General features: G+C 30.9%; 13 protein-coding genes. 5 read left to right on the plus strand and 8 right to left on the minus strand.

Going from position 1 to position 21,476, the window contains the following annotated elements; translation table 11 throughout:
* Positions 1-35: 35 nt before the first annotated feature.
* Both bshC and rlmF read left to right on the plus strand, forming a co-directional pair.
* Positions 36-1,628 (plus strand): bacillithiol biosynthesis cysteine-adding enzyme BshC, encoded by a 1,593-nt coding sequence (bshC, locus tag JOP69_RS16945; protein WP_203392070.1) that lies wholly within the window; start codon positions 36-38, stop codon positions 1,626-1,628.
* Between the two features lie 255 nt (positions 1,629-1,883).
* Positions 1,884-2,738 carry a 23S rRNA (adenine(1618)-N(6))-methyltransferase RlmF gene (gene rlmF, locus JOP69_RS16950; protein ID WP_203392071.1) on the plus strand — a complete coding sequence of 285 codons (855 nt, stop codon included), beginning with the start codon at positions 1,884-1,886 and terminating at the stop codon, positions 2,736-2,738.
* Positions 2,739-3,103: 365 nt separating this feature from the next.
* On the opposite strand, the gene JOP69_RS16955 is transcribed toward rlmF, so the two are convergent.
* From JOP69_RS16955 to argS, 4 genes are all read right to left on the minus strand, one after another.
* Positions 3,104-3,748: a hypothetical protein gene (locus JOP69_RS16955; protein WP_252191137.1), complete on the minus strand. Its 645-nt coding sequence runs from the start codon at positions 3,746-3,748 to the stop codon at positions 3,104-3,106.
* A gap of 322 nt (positions 3,749-4,070) precedes the next feature.
* Entirely contained in the window at positions 4,071-4,445 is a 375-nt protein-coding gene (locus JOP69_RS16960; RefSeq protein WP_203392072.1) for a LysM peptidoglycan-binding domain-containing protein, read from the minus strand.
* A gap of 137 nt (positions 4,446-4,582) precedes the next feature.
* Positions 4,583-5,971 carry a dihydrolipoyl dehydrogenase gene (gene lpdA / locus JOP69_RS16965; RefSeq protein ID WP_203392073.1) on the minus strand — a complete coding sequence of 463 codons (1,389 nt, stop codon included), beginning with the start codon at positions 5,969-5,971 and terminating at the stop codon, positions 4,583-4,585.
* 185 nt (positions 5,972-6,156) lie between these two features.
* Positions 6,157-7,950: an arginine--tRNA ligase gene (gene argS / locus JOP69_RS16970; RefSeq protein WP_203392074.1), complete on the minus strand. Its 1,794-nt coding sequence runs from the start codon at positions 7,948-7,950 to the stop codon at positions 6,157-6,159.
* An 87-nt stretch (positions 7,951-8,037) separates the two neighbouring features.
* Here argS and JOP69_RS16975 point away from each other — a divergent pair, with 87 nt between their 5' ends.
* Complete coding sequence (locus JOP69_RS16975) at positions 8,038-8,562, plus strand: YkgJ family cysteine cluster protein (protein ID WP_203392075.1); 525 nt, start codon at positions 8,038-8,040, stop codon at positions 8,560-8,562.
* 172 nt (positions 8,563-8,734) lie between these two features.
* Here JOP69_RS16975 and JOP69_RS16980 read toward each other — a convergent pair whose 3' ends face one another.
* The 3 genes from JOP69_RS16980 to JOP69_RS16990 all read right to left on the minus strand — a co-directional run bounded on the left by JOP69_RS16980 (position 8,735) and on the right by JOP69_RS16990 (position 14,033).
* Positions 8,735-10,834, minus strand: a complete 2,100-nt coding sequence (locus JOP69_RS16980) for a thioredoxin domain-containing protein (protein ID WP_252191138.1) — start codon at positions 10,832-10,834, stop codon at positions 8,735-8,737.
* A gap of 180 nt (positions 10,835-11,014) precedes the next feature.
* A complete protein-coding gene (locus tag JOP69_RS16985; RefSeq protein ID WP_203392076.1) occupies positions 11,015-12,403 on the minus strand; it encodes a GH1 family beta-glucosidase in 1,389 nt (462 codons plus the stop codon).
* Between the two features lie 28 nt (positions 12,404-12,431).
* The gene (locus JOP69_RS16990) at positions 12,432-14,033 is read right to left on the minus strand and encodes an MFS transporter (protein ID WP_203392077.1); all 1,602 of its coding nucleotides are present in this window, start codon (positions 14,031-14,033) and stop codon (positions 12,432-12,434) included.
* 506 nt (positions 14,034-14,539) lie between these two features.
* Here JOP69_RS16990 and JOP69_RS16995 point away from each other — a divergent pair.
* Both JOP69_RS16995 and bglX read left to right on the plus strand, forming a co-directional pair.
* On the plus strand, positions 14,540-16,771 hold the full coding sequence (locus JOP69_RS16995; protein ID WP_252191139.1) for a glycoside hydrolase family 3 protein: 2,232 nt from the start codon (positions 14,540-14,542) through the stop codon (positions 16,769-16,771).
* Between the two features lie 221 nt (positions 16,772-16,992).
* Positions 16,993-19,248 (plus strand): beta-glucosidase BglX, encoded by a 2,256-nt coding sequence (gene bglX / locus JOP69_RS17000; RefSeq protein ID WP_252191140.1) that lies wholly within the window; start codon positions 16,993-16,995, stop codon positions 19,246-19,248.
* 678 nt (positions 19,249-19,926) lie between these two features.
* Here bglX and JOP69_RS17005 read toward each other — a convergent pair.
* Positions 19,927-21,465 carry a RagB/SusD family nutrient uptake outer membrane protein gene (locus tag JOP69_RS17005; protein ID WP_203392079.1) on the minus strand — a complete coding sequence of 513 codons (1,539 nt, stop codon included), beginning with the start codon at positions 21,463-21,465 and terminating at the stop codon, positions 19,927-19,929.
* Between the last annotated feature and the right edge of the window lie 11 nt (positions 21,466-21,476).

The raw sequence follows: 21,476 nt of genomic DNA on the forward strand, positions 1-21,476 counted from the left end.
AGAATCTGATTGTTGCCAAAAACGTGTTCTTTAAGATGAAAGTAACACAGATACCTTTTAAGAAAACCGGTTTTTTCTCTTCTACAATGTTAGATTATTTAGAGAAAAAAGAGTCTATACAGCCATTTTATAATAATTTTCCAGATATCACAGGTTTTCATAATCAGATAGAAGAAAAGCAAAAATCTTTTAGGTTGCAATCTAGATTAGTTTTGGTAGATGCTTTAAAAAATCAGTATAAAGGCTTTCATATTTCAGAGAAAACCAATGAATATATAGATAGTTTAAAGAAGCAAAATACATTTACAGTAACTACGGGGCATCAATTAAATTTGTTTACTGGGCCTTTGTATTTCTTATATAAAATTCTTTCTACCATTAATTTGTGCGAAGAATTAGCAGAGAAATTTCCTGAACAAAATTTTGTTCCAATTTATTGGATGGCAACAGAAGATCATGATTTTGAAGAAATTAATTATTTTAATTTCGACGGAAAAAAAGTAATGTGGAACAGAGAAGATGGTGGAGCAGTAGGAAGATTTTCTACAGAAGGTTTAGCTGCTGTTTTTGATGTTTTTTCTGAACATTTAGGGCATTCTAAAAATGCGGAATTTCTTAAAAAACTGTTTTCAGATGGTTATTTAAAGCATAATAATCTGGCGGATGCTACGCGTTATATTGCAAATGAATTGTTTAGTGATTATGGTTTGGTTATTTTAGATGGTGATGATGCTAGTTTAAAACAATTATTTAACCCAATTGTAAAAGACGAATTAGAAAATGGAACTTCATTTAAAGCCGTTTCTAAAACGATTGCAGATTTAGAAAAATTGTATAAAATTCAAGTAAACCCTAGAGAAATTAATTTATTTTATTTGGGTGATGCTTTTAGAGAACGTATTCTTTTTGAAGACGGAATTTACAAAGTAAACAATACCGAAATTACTTTTTCGAAAACTGAAATTTTAAAAGAGGTTGATGAAAACCCAAAATCGTTTTCTCCAAATGTAATTATGAGACCTTTATATCAAGAGGTTATTTTGCCTAACCTTTGCTATTTAGGTGGAGGAGGAGAGATGGCATATTGGTTAGAATTAAAAGATTATTTTGAAGAAGTAACTATTCCATTTCCTATTTTATTGTTACGTAATTCTGTGCAAGTAGTTTCTGAAAAACAAGCAAATAAATTAGAAAGACTAAATATTTCTTTAGAAGAATTATTTTTAGATCAATATGATTTATTGTCTCAAAAAGTGATAGAAAATTCTGATATTAAAGTGAACTTTGATGAAAAAATTCAGTTTTTAGAAAATCAATTTACAGAACTAAAAGAAGTAGCTAAACAAACAGATGTTTCTTTTGTGAATGCTGTAAATGCGCAAGAAAGAAAGCAAATTAAAGGATTAGAGAATTTGCAAAAACGTTTGTTAAAAGCAGAGAAAAAAAGACAAAACGATTTAGTTGATAGAATTACGCAACTTCAAAATGAAATTTTACCAAACCAAAGTTTAGAAGAACGTCAACGTAACTTTTCTGAATACTATTTGGCGTATGGTTCATCATTTGTAAAAGCATTAAAAGGTGCTTTAAAACCGTTGCAATTAGAGTTTACAATTTTGGAGTTGTAATAATAACGCCGAGATTCACGGAGAAATTTAATCGGGAAACACTGAGTTATTTCTAAAAACTTAGATATTAAATAACCAACTGTCATTTCGAAATGAGTTTTTTAAACGATTGAGAAATCTCATATACAATAACAAACTATTTTAAACTTAGCATCTAATTTCAATCAAGTTTATCTAATATAACTTACTTTTGACACACTGTTATAATTAGTAAAATTTGTGTAAACTCTTTACACTATAATTACACCAAATACAATGAAAGAAAAAGGCTTACATCCAAAAAATAAATTCAACAAAGGCTATAATTTTGATGAATTAAATGTTATAAACCCAGCATTAAAAGAGTTTGTGGCTAAAAACCAATATGGCACAGTGACCATAGATTTTTCAAATCCGGATGCTGTAAAAGAATTGAATAAAGCCTTATTATTTTCTTTCGATAAAATTTCTACTTGGAATTTTGGTGATAACAATTTATGTCCACCAATTCCTGGTCGTTTAGATTATATTCATCATTTAGCAGATTTGCTTTCAGAAGAAAAAGATATTAAAATATTAGATATTGGTACAGGTGCTACAGGTATTTACCCTTTATTAGGTATTGCAGAATACAATTGGAATTTTGTGGCAACAGACATCGATTTAGATTCTTTAGATACTGTGCAAGATATTATAGACGATAATAATTTTACGGATAATATTGAACTACGTCAGCAATTGAACGAAGAGCAAATTTTAAAAGGAATCTTAAAAGATACCGATTCTTTTTCTGCAACCATGTGTAATCCTCCTTTCTACAAATCGGCAGAAGAAGCACAAGGAGCCAATGGTAGAAAATCTAGAAACTTAGGAAATAACGCAGTAAGAAACTTTGCAGGAAACAACAATGAACTTTGGTACATTGGTGGCGAGAAAGCATTTTTACATAATTATTTATACGAAAGCTCTTTGTTTCCTAAAAGTAGTAAATGGTTTACAAGTTTAGTTTCTAAGAAAGAAAACGTAAAGAGTTTAGAAAAATCTTCGGCAAAGTTAGGAGCGGTTGAGTTTAAAATTATTCCGATGCATCAAGGAAATAAAGTAACCAGAATTGTTGCTTGGAGATTTTAATCGCAGGGGTAGCTTAGGATTTAATTTACTAAGATTTACCTTCTAAATGAAAAATATTTGTTTTGGAAGCAGTCCTCGTATTTGGGATTAAGGTTGTTGATTAAAACCAGTTCCATTTTGTAAACTAAAAAACATACATTATAAAAAAGGCTCAATCAATATATGTTGATTTAGCCTTTTTTATAAAATAAACAATATCTAATTTTCGAATCTATTTGAAATCGTCTGAGATCTCTCAATAGCTAAAAATACATTTGGTAATATAATACAAAATGTCATTCCGAATGAGGAACGAAGAGGAATCTATTTATTTAAAGCTCTCTGTGAATCTCTGTGAAATTTCTCAAAGGATCTCTGTGTAATAATTAATTAAAAACTATATCTTCAATTTTATATTTTTTACAAACAAAATGTAAAATAGTATAGACTAACATGTGCACAAAAACCAAAGAGATAAAAGCATATAAAGGAACTCCTAATATTTGATAAGGCCAATAATACGTCCAAACACCTAAATAGATTGTAATTACTTCTCCAAAAGCAGGAAGAATTAATGCCAATAATATAGCTAAAATTATTTTGTTTTTAGAAGTTTTATTTTTTAAAATAGGAATTAATCTACCTTCTAATTCATATAAAAAGTGAAAAGCCAGCATCCAAGCAAAGGGTAACCAAAGAGGTAACTCTCTTTCAACTTCATGATATTCCCAATAGCCATTAGAAACCGCCCAATATTCACCAGAAACACCAATAATTGCAATTAAAAACATTCCAAAAAGTAAAACCCAATTTTTATTATTTTTTGGTACTAGGATTGTTTTGTTGACATGGTGTATTATTCTTATGATTAATATTACAGCTACAATTGCATCATATTTTTTTAATATTCCAATAAATACTCCAGCGATTATAAGTTTTAAAATTGCTTTTAATATTTCTGAAAAAAACTTTTTTTTGTTGGTGATCAAAATTCTATGATTGGTTTTTAAATTTATGGTATTTTTTATCATACAGATTAAAAGACACATAATAGGTGAGTAGAAAATAAATACTAAAAATAGTAAGAAATTTGAAACCGAAATTTAAAGTTAAAAAACCTTGAACACTTTCTATGGCTTGAAAGACAATACTGAAAGGAATTGTAAAATATAGGCTTTGTAGAATTGAATATTTAACTCTATTATCTCTTTTTGTTTCCTAATATTTTATAAAATTTTCGTTCTTTTTTAGATTGTTTTCTTTTGGATTCATGTCTTATATTTATATGATTTCAAATATAAAAAAACCGAAGGAAATTCCTTCGGTTTTTAAAACTCAATTTTTTGTAATTTCCTATAAATTAGGAATCACTAATTCCTGACCAATTTGAATAGCGTCTGGGTTTTTTAAGATGTTTGTATTGGCTTCAAAAATAGCATTGTATTTTCCTGATATACCATAATACTTTTTAGATATTTTACCTAAAGTTTCTCCTTTTACAACGATGTGGTTCGCAAAAACAGAAGTATCTGCAACTTCAATATTTGCCATAATGTCTGTTGGGCTTTCGCCACCAATTTCCTTTATTTTATCCCAAAGAAGGTTTTTTTCATATTGATTCTTTGCTGTTCCTGTTACGTGTAAAATACCATTTTCTTCTTTTACATCACCATTTGCAATAGCTAACTGTTCTCCTAAATCTAATACACCTTTATATTTTGCTTTCATACTATTTCTTTTAATTAATTGTTTATGATTTAAAAGTACAAAAAAACCGTAGCATTTAGCTACGGTTTTCGTTGAATGTAATATTCTGTATGTCGAAATTCTTCGTTTAAACGAGAAACGACCCATAATTTTAATTATTATAAATGTATCACTTCATCATAAGCATCTGCAACAGCTTCCATAACCGCTTCACTCATGGTTGGGTGAGGGTGAATTGTTTTCAGTACTTCATGACCTGTAGTTTCTAATTTACGTCCTAAAACAGCCTCAGCAATCATATCAGTAACACCAGCACCAATCATGTGGCATCCTAACCATTCGCCATATTTAGCATCAAAAATAACTTTTACAAAACCATCTTTGTTACCAGCTGCACTTGCTTTACCTGATGCAGAAAACGGGAATTTACCAATTTTTAATTCATATCCAGCCTCTAAAGCTTTCGCTTCCGTTAAACCAACAGATGCAATTTCTGGAGACGCGTAGGTACAACCAGGAACGTTACCGTAATCGATTGGTTCTGTATGTAAACCAGCTAATTTCTCTACACAAGTAATTCCTTCTGCAGAAGCAACGTGTGCCAATGCTTGTCCAGGAACAACATCACCAATAGCATAATAACCAGGTATGTTTGTTTGGTAAAAATCATTTACTAATATTTTATCTCTATCAGTAATAATACCAACATCTTCTAAACCAATATTTTCTAAGTTAGATTTAATTCCAACTGCAGATAATAAGATATCAGCAGTTAACGTTTCTTCTCCTTTTTTAGTTTTTACGGTAGCAACAACTCCTTCACCAGAAGTATCAACAGACTCTACAGAAGAATTTGTCATTACTTTAATTCCAGATTTTTTAAGAGAACGCTCAAATTGTTTAGAAACATCTAAATCTTCTACAGGCACAACATTTGGCATAAATTCTACAATAGTAACCTCAGTTCCCATTGAATTATAAAAATGCGCAAACTCAACACCAATAGCACCAGAACCAACAACAATCATAGATTTTGGTTGTTCAGGTAAACTCATTGCTTGTCTATAGCCAATTACTTTTTTACCATCTTGTGGTAAGTTTGGTAATTCTCTAGAACGTGCACCAGTTGCAATAATAATATTGTCTGCACTATATTCAGTTACGGTTCCATCTTCAGCAGTAACATCAACCTTTTTACCAGTTTTTATTTTACCAAAACCGTTAATAATATCAATTTTGTTTTTCTTCATTAAGAATTGAACACCTTTGCTCATTCCATCAGCAACACCACGACTCCTTTTTACAATAGCTTCAAAATCTTTGTCAATAGCTTCAGCCTTTAAACCATATTGGTCTACATGCTTTAAATAATCATAAACTTGAGCAGATTTTAACAATGCTTTTGTAGGTATACATCCCCAGTTTAAACAAATTCCACCTATTTCACTTTTTTCTACAATGGCAACTTTAAAGCCTAATTGAGAAGCTCTAATTCCTGCTACATAACCTCCAGGACCACTTCCAATAATAATGATGTCGTATTTCATTTTGATTTATTTAAAAATTTATGATTAAAAGATTCAAAAATTATCTTTTAATATTTTTTATTTGGGCGTTTTAACAGGCTTTCCGTTATATCTTTTGCTAAAAAGCAAAAGGATGTCACTTCAATCCTTAACGCATGCTAATTTACTAACTTTTATGTTTATAGCCAATGCTAGTATTAACTAATTTACATTCTCTCCGGAACCTGAATTCCTAACAATAAAAAGGCAGATTTTATAGTTTCCGCTACTTTTTTAGACAATTGTACTCTAAAAACTTTTTTATTTAGATCTTGTTCTCCTAATATATGTACATTCTGATAAAAAGAATTAAATTCCTTTACCAAATCGTATGTGTAATTTGCAATAATTGCTGGTGAATAATTGGCAGCAGCTTGTTGTACAGTTTCAGGGTACAATTCTAATTGTTTTAACAATTCTTTCTCCTTTTCATGTAATTCAATAGTAAGAGGTTGCGAGTAATCAAAATCTGCTTTTCTAATAATAGACTGAATTCTAGCGTATGTATATTGAATAAAAGGACCTGTATTTCCTTGAAAATCTACAGAAGATTTTGGGTCGAACAAAATTCTCTTTTTAGGATCTACTTTTAAAATAAAGTATTTTAAAGCACCTAAACCAATCGTTTCGTATAACTCGTTTTTCTCTTTATCAGAATACCCATCTAATTTCCCTAATTCTTCAGAAATTTCTTTGGCCGTTGCCGTCATTTCATCCATTAAATCATCTGCATCAACTACAGTACCTTCTCTAGATTTCATTTTACCAGATGGTAAATCTACCATTCCGTAGCTTAAATGATGCAATTGTTTTGCCCAATCAAATCCTAATTTCTTTAAGATTAAGAATAATACTTGAAAATGATAATCTTGTTCATTTCCTACCGTATACACCATACCACCAACATCTGCATAATCTTTTACACGTTGTATAGCAGTACCAATATCTTGGGTCATGTAAACTGCTGTACCATCAGAGCGTAACACAATTTTTTCATCTAAACCATCTTCGGTTAAATCACACCAAACAGAACCGTCTTCTTTTTTATAGAATACACCTTTTTCTAAACCTTGTGCAACTACATCTTTTCCTAATAAATAGGTGTTACTTTCATAATATAAAGTGTCAAAATCTACACCCATACTTTTGTAAGTAACCTCAAAACCTTTGTACACCCAAGAGTTCATTTCTTTCCATAGAGCAACAACTTCTGCATCTCCAGCTTCCCACTTCAACAACATTTGTTGTGCCTCTACAAATAACGGAGCTTCTTTTTTAGCTTCGTCTTCCGTTTTTCCTTCCGCAATTAATTGCGCAATTTCTTTTTTATATTCTTGGTCGAATTTTACGTAGTAATTACCCACCAATTTATCACCTTTTAAACCGGTGTTTTCTGGAGTTTCTTTTTGTCCATCACTCCCATTGGGAGCGAATTTTTCCCAGGCCAACATAGATTTACAAATATGAATACCTCTGTCGTTAATAATCTGCGTTTTGTACACCTTTTTACCTGCAGCTTTAATAATTTCTGCAACAGAATACCCTAATAAATTATTACGAACATGGCCTAAGTGTAAAGGTTTGTTGGTGTTTGGCGAAGAGTATTCTACCATTACTGCTTTTTCATCCGCCTTTGGCGAAACAAAACCATAAGTAGCATCTGAGTATATTGCGTTAAAGAAGTTTGTGTAAAAACTATCGTCAATTACTAGGTTTAAGAAACCTTTTACTACGTTGTAATTAGTGATTTCTGTAACATTTTCTACAATGTATTTTCCTAAATCCTCACCAATTTGAACAGGATTTCCTTTTTTGTAGCGTAATAAAGGGAATACTACTACTGTAATATCTCCTTCAAATTCTTTTCTGGTTGCCTGAAATTCTACAGTTGGAATTTCGGTATTGTATAATGCTAAAAAACCTTCTTTTACTTTGGTTTCTATACTATTTTGAATGCTCATATGGTATTGAAAATTGAAATGCAAAATTACATATTTTATTTGTTTTTTAGAACGATTTTTGGTCAAGAATAATTGTATTTTTGCATAATGGAAAAACGTCTAGAACAACTACCAAAATTAGCAGAAGAAGCTAAAAAAGAAAGTCTAAAATATTTTGCGAATGTAAAAAAAAGAGTCCCTAAAAACTTTGATTATGTGGTGCAAGAATTGCACGATAAGGAGTTTGAAAAGACAGATTGTTTAGCTTGTGGAAATTGTTGTAAAACAACAAGCCCTATTTTTACGGATAAAGATGTAGAACGTATTTCTAAGCATTTAAAAATGAAAGTTGCTGCTTTTACAAATCAGTATTTAGAAAGAGACGAAGACGATTTTATGGTGTTAAAAACGGCGCCATGTTCTTTCTTCGATGAATCTGATAATACCTGTTTTATTTATGATGTTCGTCCTAAAGCATGTGCCGAATATCCTCATACAAATAGAAAAAAGTTTATCAATATTTCTGAATTGACAGTTGCAAATACTGCTATTTGTCCGGCTGCGTATTCTATTGTAGAAGCATTAAAAAAAGCAGTACCAATGGTTTCTAAAGTAAAAAAGAGAAGGAGTTAAGGAATACTTTTTTAAAATATATCTTAAAAATACAATTCAAATAGATCTTGGCACAGAACTTGCTTTCATAAATATGAAGACAACGTAGTAAACTGTTTTCATTGTGTAAATTATTTGAATTAGTTGATTTAGAAAAACCATCTCGAAAGAGATGGTTTTTTAGTTTTGTAATTTATTTTTGTATCAATTCAATAGCTTTTGTAATTTCTGTTTGAGGCAATTTACAAGCCCCAAAATTACAAACGTAAATGTAGGTTTTATCCGTTACATATTTATCCTTTAATAAAGGAACGCTCGCATTTTCTTTTGTAGAACCAACAATAATAACATTCGGAATGTAGTTCTCTTGAAATTCATTTTTAAGAACGGATGCTTTAGCACCAACAATTGCCACTTCATAAAAAGGTCTGGTATAATTGGTCATCAGGTTTAACCAATTACTATAACTAGAAGGACTTTTTAAAACATCATCTTTCATATTGTGAAGCATCTGATTTGAAATTTTGTTATAATTAGTATCAGAATAATAAAGGCTTAATTTAAACAGACAATTTGCTAAAATAGAATTGGGAGAAGCTATAACGTTATCATCAACTTTTACTTTTCTTGATATTATTTTTTGATCTTTATTTGACGTAAAGTAAAACATATTGTTTTCTTTATTCAAATAGTTTTCTAAAGTAAAGTCCATTAGTTTTTTGGAGGTAGTTAACCATTTTTCATCAAGGGTAACTTCATACAAATTGATAAAAGCATCTATTAAAGTAGCATAATCTTCGGAATAGGCATTAATAGTACTTTTTCCGTTTTTGTAATTCCTGTAAAGGTTTCCGTCTTTTTGTAATTGATTCTTTAATATAAAGTTAGCATTTTTAAGAGCTATTTTTAAATAATCTTCGTTTTTTAACGCTTTATATGCATCTGTATATCCTTTTATCATTAAGGCATTCCAAGAAGTTAAAACCTTATCATCTAAATTTGGTTTTGCTTTTTGTGCTCTGGCTTTTTTAAGAATTGTTTTCCAATTTTTTACTTTTGATGAAAGCAAATCAGTACTTATATTGTGTTTGTCTGCAAATGCTACATTCGTTGAATTTCTAATTAAAACAAATAGGTCTTTTTCCCACAAGCCAAAATCATTCACATTATAATAATCTTCAAATAATGAGTAATCCTTAGTAATTAAATGTTGCAATTCCTGTTTCGTAAAATAATAATAAGCACCTTCTTCTAATTCGTTTTCAGCATTTTTACTGTCTGCATCTAAAGAAGAAAAGAAAGCTCCATTTTGGTCTGTTAATTCATGTTTTACAAAATCTAAAGTTTCTTCAATTACTGTTTTGTACAATTCTTTTTTATCGTTCTGATAGGCTTTTGCATACAAACTAACAAGCTGTGCGTTGTCATAAAGCATTTTTTCAAAATGAGGAATGTGCCATTTTTTATCTGTGGAATATCTAGAAAATCCGCCATTTATTTGATCATAAATTCCACCAAAAGCCATTTTAGTTAACGTTATTTCTAGATGATTTTTTATGCTTTTATCTTCAAATTGATAACTGTATCTTAATAAAAATTCCAATGAATTCGGCATCGGAAATTTAATATCTCTATTTGATCCACCATAAACAGTGTCTAAGTTTTGTTGCCAGTTTGAAACAGCGTTTTTAATATCTGTATCTTTAAAATCGGCTGTATCTTTTCTAATGGTAATTAATTCAGATTTCTGAATGCCTTCCGTTACACGCTCTGCATATTCAATAGCTTTTTCTGGGGTTTCTTTATAGAGTTTAGAGATGTTTAACAAAATTTCTTCCCATTGTTCTTTTGTAAAATAGGTTCCACCATAAATAGGCCTACCATCGGGTAACGCAATACAGTTTAGAGGCCAACCGCCACTGCCAGTCATTAATTGTACTGCATTCATATACACATTATCTACATCTGGTCTTTCTTCTCTATCAACCTTAATATTTATAAAGTTTTCATTCATTATTTTGGCAATAGAATCGTTTTCGAAACTTTCTTCTTCCATTACATGACACCAATGACACGCAGAATAACCAATAGAAATAATAATTAACTTATTTTTATCTTTTGCAAGTTGTAATGTCTTATCATTCCAAGCTTTCCAATTTACAGGATTATTTGCATGTTGTAATAAATAGGGGCTGGTTTCATGGCCTAATTCATTTTGATGTTTTGTGTTTTTAGAACATCCAAAACAAAGAATAATGCTTAAAAATAATATGATTTTAATTTTAGGAACCAATTTTTAGTTGTTTTTAGTGCATATGGTATAGTGCTAAAGTACTACAAAAGGAAAAGTAATAAAATAAGTAGAGATATTTATTTTATTTAAGAAATTTAAAGGAAGATTTTTTTTGAATTATTTGGATAAAAAAAACATCTGTACTTCCTTTTTTTAGATAAAGTATAGATGGTTTTATAATTATAAGGTTACTTCTGCACTATCATTTTTTATGGCTTTTTTAAACCAATAGGCAGATTTTTTAGGGGTTCTTTCTAAAGTTTTAAAATCTACATAATGCAAACCAAATCGTTGTTCATAACCCAAAGCCCATTCAAAATTATCCATAAAAGACCAGGCAAAATATCCTTTTAAATTAACACCTTCAGCGATTGCTTCTTGACAAGCTATTAAATAACCTTGATAAAATTCTAATCTTTCTTGGTCATCAATTTTACCATCGATTAATTTATCTGGATACGCACAACCATTTTCTGTGATGTAAATATTAGGTTTATCGTAACGCTTATCTATCCATTTTAATAACTTTTTACAGCCCCAAGGCACCACTGCCCAATCCATTAAAGTTACTTTCCAGTCTTTATCTACGCTTAAATCTACGTCTTGGTCTTCAGAAATACCGCCATTTCCGTTAACTGCCACTTCTTTTATAATTCCATCAGAATTTGCGGCATACATAGTTGTATAATGATTCAACCCAAAAAAGTCTGAAGATCCTTTTATCAATATTTTTTCATCTTCAGTAAAACAGGGAAGACGTTCTTTTAATCGTTCTTTCATTACCTCAGGGTAATCTCCTTTATAAATAGGATCGGCAAACCAAGCAATAAAAAATTCTAACGCTCTTTCGGCAGCATCCTTATCTTCTTTGCTATCTGTTAATGGTTCTCGCCAATCACAATTATTAGAGATTCCGATTTCTCCATTTTGATGCGCATACTTTTCCTTGTATAATTTTACGGCTTTTGCATGAGATAAAATTAAATGATGACCAGCCAAATAAGGTTCTGAATTAGAAACTCTACCAGGAGCAAAAACTCCTTGTCCATAGCCTAAAATAGAAACGACCCAAGGTTCGTTTAATGTAATCCAGTTTTTTACGCGATCACCAAATCGATTGAAACAAACATCGGCATATTCTTTAAAATAATCTGTAATATCTTTGTGTAACCACCCATCATTTTCCATTTGTAAGGCCAAAGGTAAATCCCAATGATACAGTGTTACCCAAGGAACAATATCTGCTTTTAAAAGCTCATCAATTAATTCTGAATAAAACTGAATTCCTTTTTCATTCACAGTTCCTTTTCCTGTTGGCATAATTCTAGACCAAGCAATTGAAAAACGGTAGGCTTTAACGCCCATTTCTTGCATCAATTTGATGTCTTCTTTAAATAGATGATAATGATCGCAGGCAACGTTACCTGTTTCATTATTATTTATTTTACCAGGAATTTTGCAAAAAGCATCCCAAATGGAAGGACCTTTTCCATCTAAATCACTTGCACCTTCTATTTGATAAGATGATGTAGCTGTTCCCCAAACAAAATCTTTTGGAAATTTATTCATAAGTATATAATATCAATATTTAAAAATTCTATTTTTCTTTTAATCTTCTTGTGTTTAATTCTAATGTAATTTCATCTAACTTTGTTTCGGTAAGCGGATAAAAGAGCATTACAATAGCTGCTAAAATTGTAATTAAAGAAGGAACCCAACTCATTAACATAACAACTCCTGGTAGTGCACCTTCTATGGCAACGGCATCTTGACCACTATAATGAAACGCTGCTAAAACCAAACCAATAATAGCACCCGCAATTCCTCCTCCAAATTTTGTAGCAAAAGAACCTGCGGAATATACCAATCCTGTGGCTCTTCTTCCATTTTTAAATTCAGAATAATCTGCTGCATCCCCTAACATTACAAAGAACAGAGTAGGTAGAATTGCTGCGCCAAATTCAGAGATAATACCTAAGGCAAAAATCATAGAAATATCATTCGGACCACAAAAAACTAGAAATGCATTTACACCTCCGGAAAATAATAAAGCATAAATAAATAACATCCGTTTTCCTAATATTCTACCTAAAGGAGCCGTTATCATAGCACCTGCAATAGAGGCTAACATTAAACCGACCATAAAACTGGCTGCTAATAATTGATTGTTTAAATAATGTGTAAAGTAAACGACAACAATTCCTTGTTTTATAGAATTGTACACATTAAACAATAGGCCTATGGCTAATAAAATTAACCAAGGTTTGTTTTTTATTAAGTCTTTTAAATCTTGTTTTAAATTTGTTTTTTGATCTTTTGGAGGCAACACTCTTTCTTTAGTGGTGTAAAAAGTGATAACCATAAACAAGGTTAAAAAAATAGACATGATATACATAGAATTGCTATATCCTTTTTTTTGATCAATAATAGAAAAAGACTTTTCATTAATATCTTTTTCTCCGGTAACAATAAATGTGTAATTTTTATTGGCTTCTATAGTAAAACTTTTTCCTTTTGTAGGAGTATTTTCTTTAGATTCAATAGTGTCCCAAGTAAATAAAGCAATTCCGTTTTCTGTTTTAATATTAGCATTTAAAACGTCTTTAGGTGCAGATATTTCAACTTTAAATTTTTCAGTATCTAATTTATCAACCTTAATAATAGGGTTTACATTCCCAAAATAAGCGACCAAGAAAAGCAAGACTCCTTGTACCAACATTCCTCCAGCAAATGCACCAACCATTCTAAAAGAACCAATACTAGTTCTTTCTTTGTCATTGCCTGTCATAACCGCCATTAAGGCTCCGTACGGAACATTATTTGCAGTATAAATTAATGTAAAAGCGATGTAGGTAATATAGGCATAGATAATTTTACCTGTAGGGTTTAAATCTGGACTAGAAAATAACAAGGAAAGACTTAAACCTAAAGGGACTGCTGTCCATAAAATCCAAGGTCTAAATTTTCCGTATTTAGATTTGGTTCTATCTCCAATAATTCCCATTAAAATATCGCTAATACCATCACTAAAACGAGATACTAGCATTAAAAGACCTACGGTAGCAGGATGCAATCCAAAAACATCTGTATAGAAAATAAACAGAAAAGCGGCAACTCCTCTCCAAGCTATATTGGCAGCACCATCTCCAAGCGCGTATCCTATTTTTTCCTTTAAAGGAACTTTATGTATGTTTAACATTTTCTAATTGTATAAGTTTTTTTATGATGAAATTATCCGTTTTTGGTTTGTAAATGCAGCATTGGTAAAAGAAGAAAATCATAAAATTGTTATTTTATTGATCTTCCTGTTTATTTAATGAATTATAGCTTGTATTGCTTTTTGGCTATTTATAATTTAGATTCAAAATCTTCAATTATTAATTTATTATGTTTAATACTTGAGTTGTAATGCTTCAGTTTTTAATACCGTGTATTTCACTTTTCAAATGATTTAAAAGGATTATTTTTCTTTAAATTTCTCTATTATTACATTGTTATCAATGTATTGTAAACATAAAAAGAATAAAAATGTATGAATGGAACATCTAAAGCAAAAGATAGCTCAAATGTCTTATTGGCTCTCTGAAAGTAAGGTTTATAGAAGGATTGCAACAAATGTTTTAATGTTAGTTGAAATAGTTGCATACATCTATTCTGTTAAAAAGTAATTTTATGAAATAGAAACAACCTAGTAAATTAATAGTAATGATGAGATTTTCATTTAAAAAAAGCAAGCTGTTATTAAGTGTTATTTTATGCTTACATATTCCACATATTATAGGCCAAAATAAAATACCAACAATTCAATTAGAGAAAAACCAGATTTCTTCTGAATTTATTGAAGCTAAAATAGATAGTATTATAGCTGTTTTAACTTTAGAAGAAAAAGTAGCTATGACGCATGCGCAATCTAAATTTAGTACAAAAGGAGTTGCTAGATTAGGAATACCAGAAGTATGGATGTCTGATGGACCGCATGGGGTTAGAGAAGAAATTAGTTGGGATGCTTGGTCTGAAGCAGGTTGGACGAATGATGCCATAACTGCTTTTCCTGCATTAACATGTTTAGCAGCAAGTTTTAACCCTGAATTAGCTGAAGAATATGGTTTTAGTTTAGGTGAAGAAGCTAGATATAGAAAAAAAGATGTTTTACTAGGGCCTGGTGTCAATATTTATAGAACACCACTAAATGGTAGAAATTTTGAGTATTTAGGAGAAGATCCTTTTCTAGCATCATCAATGGTAGTAACATATATTAAAGGAGTCCAAAAAAATGGTGTGGCTGCTTGTGTAAAACATTATGCCTTAAATAATCAGGAACATTGGAGAGATAAGATAAATGTAGAAGTTAGCGATAGAGCTTTGCATGAAATTTATTTACCTGCATTTAAAGCAGCGGTGCAAAAAGGAAATACTTGGGCTTTAATGGGGGCTTATAATAAATTTAGAGGACAACATACAACGCATCATAAAATTTTAAGTGAAATTTTAAAAACAGATTGGAAGTTTGATGGTGTTGTAATTAGTGATTGGGGCTCTGCTCATAACACAAAAGAAGCTGCTTTATATGGCCTTGATATGGAAATGGGGACAGGAACGGATGGCCTAGGAACAGGTACAGTTAACCATTACGAATATTATTATTTAGCTAAACCATTTTTAAAAGCAATTAAAGAGGGTGAATTAGGTGAAGATTTAGTGAATGATAAAGTACGTAGAATTTTACGTTTAATGTATCGTACAAACTTGAACCCAAACAGACCTTTAGGGAAATTAAATAATAAAGAGCATTATCAAACAGCTAGAAAAGTAGCTACAGAAGGTATTGTATTGTTAAAAAATGACGATAATTTTTTTCCTATTAAAGACCAAAAAGGATTAACAATTGCAGTTATTGGAGAAAATGCAACGAGAAACATGACAAGAGGAGGAGGTTCTTCTCAATTAAAACCTCTTTTCGAAATATCTCCTTTACAAGGGATTCAAAAAAGATATAAAAATGCAACCATTATTTATACAATGGGATATGAATCTGGAGCACCTGTTTACGACAAAGTGCTTCCTGCAACTTTAAACCAAGATTCTTTATATGTAAAAGCAATTGAGGTTGCTAAAAAAGCAGACGTTGTTCTTTTTATTGGTGGATTAAACAAAAACCATCTTCAAGATAGTGAAGGAGATGATAGAGAAGATTTTGATTTGCCTTATGGACAAGAGAAGTTAATAAACGAAATTTACGAAGTAAATAAAAATCTAGGTTTTTTATTGGTTACAGGAAACGCTGTAAAAATGCCTTGGATTTCTAAAACCAAAGGAATTTTACAAACCTGGTATTTAGGGAGTACTGCAGGACTTGCCATTGCAGATATTGTGAGCGGAGATGTAAATCCTTCTGGGAAACTTCCTTTTTCTTTTCCAAAAGAATTAAATGACAATGCAGCGCATACATTTGGTCAAATTTCATATCCGGGAGATGGCGTTAATCAAGAATATATCGAAGATATTTTAGTAGGGTATAGATGGTTTGATACTAGAAAAATTAAACCTCAATATGCTTTTGGCTTTGGTTTGTCTTATGCTAATTTTAAGATTTCTGATGTAAAGTTGGATAAAGAAAATTACACTAAAAAAGATCAGATAAAAGTAACTTTAGAAGTTGCTAATACAGGTAATAGAGAAGGAGCAGAGGTTGTACAAGTTTATATAGGAAAACATAAATCTAAAGTAAAAAGAGCTGTAAAGGAATTAAAAGGATTTTCTAAAGTTTATTTAGAAAAAGGAGAAAATAAGTTAGTTACTATTTCTATGAATGCATCATCATTGGGGTATTATAATACCGATATTTCTGATTGGTCTGTAGAGGACGGTACTTATTATTTATATGTAGGAAATGCATCGAATAATATTGTAAAAAAAATTAAGTTTGAATTGTTTTAACTTGAGTTGTTAATTGTGAAAAAGCAGTATGAACTTACTTTGTGCTGCTTTTTTTGAATAAAAAAATTAGACACTTTTTAAATAATCTATATAAGTGTAGATCTCACTGAACTGTGCCTGGAAAAATGATGTTTTATGAGTTTTTTCAAAATCAGACAGGGAGTTAAAGGTGTAAAAAGCACCTTTTTGATAGAAAATAAACCAGCAAAATGAATAATATTATGAAAAAAAGATTCTTTTTATTACTGCTATTGGTAACAATTATAAGTTGTAAAGAAAACAAGAATTCGTCTTTTGTAAAAGACTCAACTAATGAAGCTAAGATTGAAACTTTACTTTCTAAAATGTCTTTAGAAGAAAAAATTGGACAAACCAATTTAAGAGGCATGCATAGCACAGAAAGTGAGCTTCCTGAAAAATTAATAGCATCTGTTAAAAAAGGAAATGTAGGTGCTTTTTTAAACATCATGAATTTAGACTATGTAGATGAACTACAAAGAATAGCTGTTGAAGAGAGCCCAAACGGAATTCCATTAATTTTTGGTAGAGACGTGATTCATGGTTTTAAAACTATTTTTCCAATTCCATTGGGATTAGCAGCAACATGGGATGCTCAAATTGTAGAAAAAACTTCTGAAATTGCTGCTTTTGAAGCGACGTCATCAGGCATACGATGGACGTTTGCTCCAATGCTAGACATTGCAAGAGATAGCCGATGGGGAAGAGTTGCAGAATCTCCCGGAGAAGATCCTTATTTAGCAACCGTTTTAGGAGCTGCTTATATAAAAGGTTTTCAAGGAGATGATTTAAGTAATCCCTATAGAATGGCAGCTTCTGCAAAACATTATATTGGGTATGGTGCTGCTATTGGAGGTAGAGATTACAACACTGTTAATTTAAGTGAACCTCTTTTACGAAATATTTATTTACCACCATTTAAAGCTGCTGTAGATGCAGGTGCTGCAACTGTAATGAGTTCTTTTAACGAAATAAACGGAATTCCAGCTACAGGAAATAAGTTTTTATTGAAAGATGTTTTAAGAGGAGAATTACAATTTGATGGCTTTGTTGTAAGTGATTGGGATTCGGTTACAGAAATGATTGCTCATGGTTTTGCTAGTAACGAAAAGCATGCTGCAGAATTAGCTGCAAAAGCAGGATTAGATATGGAAATGAATAGTGAAGCTTATGAGAACCATTTAAAAGAATTGATAAAAGAAAAAAAGGTAAGTATAGAAGAGTTAAACGAATTTGTACGTAATATTTTACGAATTAAATTTAGACTTGGTCTTTTCGAAAATCCATACAGAAACAAAGAACATACGGGTAATTTGTACGCAGAAAGTCATTTAAAAGAAGCTAAAAAAGCAGCGATTGAAAGTATGGTATTATTAAAAAACAAGAATTCAATATTGCCTATTTCAGAAAAAACAAACGTTGCCATTATTGGTCCGTTAGCAAATGCGCCACACGAACAATTAGGTACTTGGACTTTTGATGGAGAAAAAGAACATACCAATACACCATTAGCTGCATACAAAAAAGCAAGTACCAATTTTCTGTTTGCAAAAGGTTTAGAATATAGTAGAGATACGTCTAATAAAGGATTTCAGGAAGCAATTAATATTGCTAAAAAATCTGATGTAATTTTATTTTTTGGAGGTGAAGAGGCTATTTTATCTGGAGAAGCACATAGTAGAGCAAATATGAATTTACCAGGAGCTCAAGAAGAATTAATTAACGAATTGGCTAAAACAGGAAAACCAATTGTTTTAGTAATTATGGCAGGTAGACCAATTACCTTTACAAACATTATAGACAAAACAGCTGCAGTTTTAATGGCTTGGCATCCAGGAACTATGGGAGGAGAGGCTTTGTATGAAGTTATAAACGGAATAAAATCTCCCCAAGGAAGATTGCCTGTTTCTTGGCCAAAAACAGCAGGACAGTTACCTTTTTTCTATAATCATAAAAATACAGGTAGACCTGCAGATAGTACTAATTATATTTCTATGGATAAAATACCTGTTGCGGCGTGGCAAAGTTCTTTAGGTAATAAATCTCATTATTTAGATGTTGGTTTTACACCGCACTTTCCTTTTGGTTATGGTTTATCTTACACAACGTTTAAATATTCAGATATTTCTTTATCTAAAGAAACTATCAATTTTAATGAAGATTTAGAAGTTAATGTATCTATTACAAATACAGGTAAAAAGGATGGTAAAGAAATAGCACAACTCTATATACAAGATGTTGTTGGCAGCATTACTAGACCTGTTAAAGAGTTAAAAAGATTTGAGCATGTATTCTTAAAAAGTGGTGAAACAAAAGAAGTAACTTTTATAATTTCTGCTAAAGATTTAGAGTTTGTAAATCATAAATTAATTAAAGCAGCTGAAGAAGGAAGTTTTAATCTTTGGGTTGGACCAAACGCTTCTCAAGGTTTAAAAACATCTTTTTCTCTTAAAAAATAATTTAGGAAAGTTTGTAAATAAAAAACAGGGTTAAACTTTTTATGGTTTAACCCTATTTTTTATATGAAATTAATTTTTAATTACTATTTATAGTTAAGATTCTTATTTGTCATCTTTAAATATTGTACAGCATCCTTATTCTTTTCAATTAAAATATATTGTTATTATAGACATTTCTTTAACTTTTGCAGAAGTCTAAAAATCACTTTCTAAAAGAGAAAAAAGTATTGAATTTCTATCTCCTTTTTCTTTTAAAAACAAGCGTAACTTGCATCATTTCTTGCAATTTCTACTTCTGATTCTAGCAAGCCTCTAGCAATAAGGACATCTTATTTTCCTCCTTTATCATAACATTTTATTTCCTATAAAGAAAAGATCGTCGAAACCATCATTATCAATATTTCGAATAGAAATGCCTCATCACAAATAAATAGAGCTGTAATTGATGTAATTTTATAAATAGTAGTTGAACTAGTAGAACGTTTAGAAAATAAGGTTTATTCTTTGTTATCGTTGTTTTTGGTAGAACAACGAGTAATACTTACAATAACAAATACAAAGGAGTATAGTCTAAACATTTGTTTCATTTAGTTTAAATAAATAAGGCAACATAAAATTAATATTTATGCTGCCTTATTTGGTAATATAATAAAATTGGGGAACTAAAGTTGTTAATTGTTAATATCCAGGATTTTGATCAGCAATAGTCAATTCAGGATTTTTATCTATTTCGGTAATAGGAATTGGAAATAAATCGTTTTTAGAAGTATAGCCTGTTCCAGATAATTCGGTTGCAGCTCTTCCCCAACGAACTAAATCCCAAAAGCGTTGTCCTTCATGAGCTAATTCTAAGAATTTTTCATTTACAATTACATCAAATAGTGCTGTGCCAGTAGAGGTATTGTCAGGTAATAAACCAGCTCTTACACGTACTTTATTTAATTCCGTTCTAGCAGCAATATCTTGCCCTCCTGCTTTGTTGTAAGCTTCGGCAGCTAAAAGTAAAACTTCTGCATATCTAAATAACCTAAAATTAGTACTGTAATTTAATTCTTTAACACCGTCTTCACTTGTGTCTTCAGATTTAGTTGCGTATTTTATTCTTATAGCCCCTTCATAATCCCAAATTACTCCTCCTGTAGCTTTTGTAGCATCTACTGCACCACCTGCGTTAATCAATTCCTCTTCTGTCATAATAGTAGCAGCTTTTCTTTTCGTATCACCGGCACTTTCAAAGGCAGTTATTAATTTTCTTGTTGGTAGGTTAAATCCCCATCCATTAATAAGATCTGTACCAGTAAGATCAAAGATACCATCTCCTCTTGGTCCCATCAATTGAATGTGTAGGTTACTTTCATTTCTACCGCCCCAAGCAAAGTTACCCCAATCTCTTGCTGTTGTAGAAATATATCCTATTTCAAATAATGATTCTTTTCCAAATTCATGATTAATGCTCCAAACATCTGCAGGGTTTTCTTCTAAATCGATAGCAGGATTATTAATTACAGCTTCGAAAAAAGGAATAGATTCACTATATTTTTCTTGAAAAACTAATACTTTACCCATTAATGCTTCTGCAGTTTCTTTGCAAGCTCTAAAGCTATCGGAAGCACCTTTACCCGGTAAATCGGCAATTGCAGCAGTTAAATCTAATTCAATTTGGGTATAGATATCTGCTCTTGATGATTTTACGATTCCGAAGTCTTCTACTTTTTCTGGCACTGTTAACCTTAAAGGAACATCACCAAACATGGTTGTTAATTCAAAATAACACCAAGCTCTCATAAATTTAGCCTCAGCTAAAGCTCTGTCTTTATTACTTAAATCACTATCTGATATATTATTGATAACTAGGTTTGATAATGAAATAGTTCTGTAGAAAAGATCCCAAACACTTGTAATAGAAGCATTAGATGAAGAAACATCTGTATAATCATCTATCGCTTGAAGTTGAGACTGATCGTCTGCATTACCACCAGCAGCATTTGCATCGTCTCCTGGAAGTAATTTTACTAAAAAGACACTACTCCAATCTACGGCATAATTATATTGCATCAAATCATAGATGCCTATAACAGCGGATTCTACGTTGTCTTCTTCAAGAAAAAAGGTGTCTAAATCCTCAACATTTATTCTTGGGTTTTCTGTAAACTCATCGCTACAAGAAACAAACCCTAGAAAAAGAACTCCTATAATTGTTAAAATTGTTTTTTTCATAATATGTGATA

It is taken from the genome of Polaribacter sp. Q13 (genome assembly GCF_016858305.2).
Classification (GTDB): Bacteria; Bacteroidota; Bacteroidia; order Flavobacteriales; family Flavobacteriaceae; genus Polaribacter.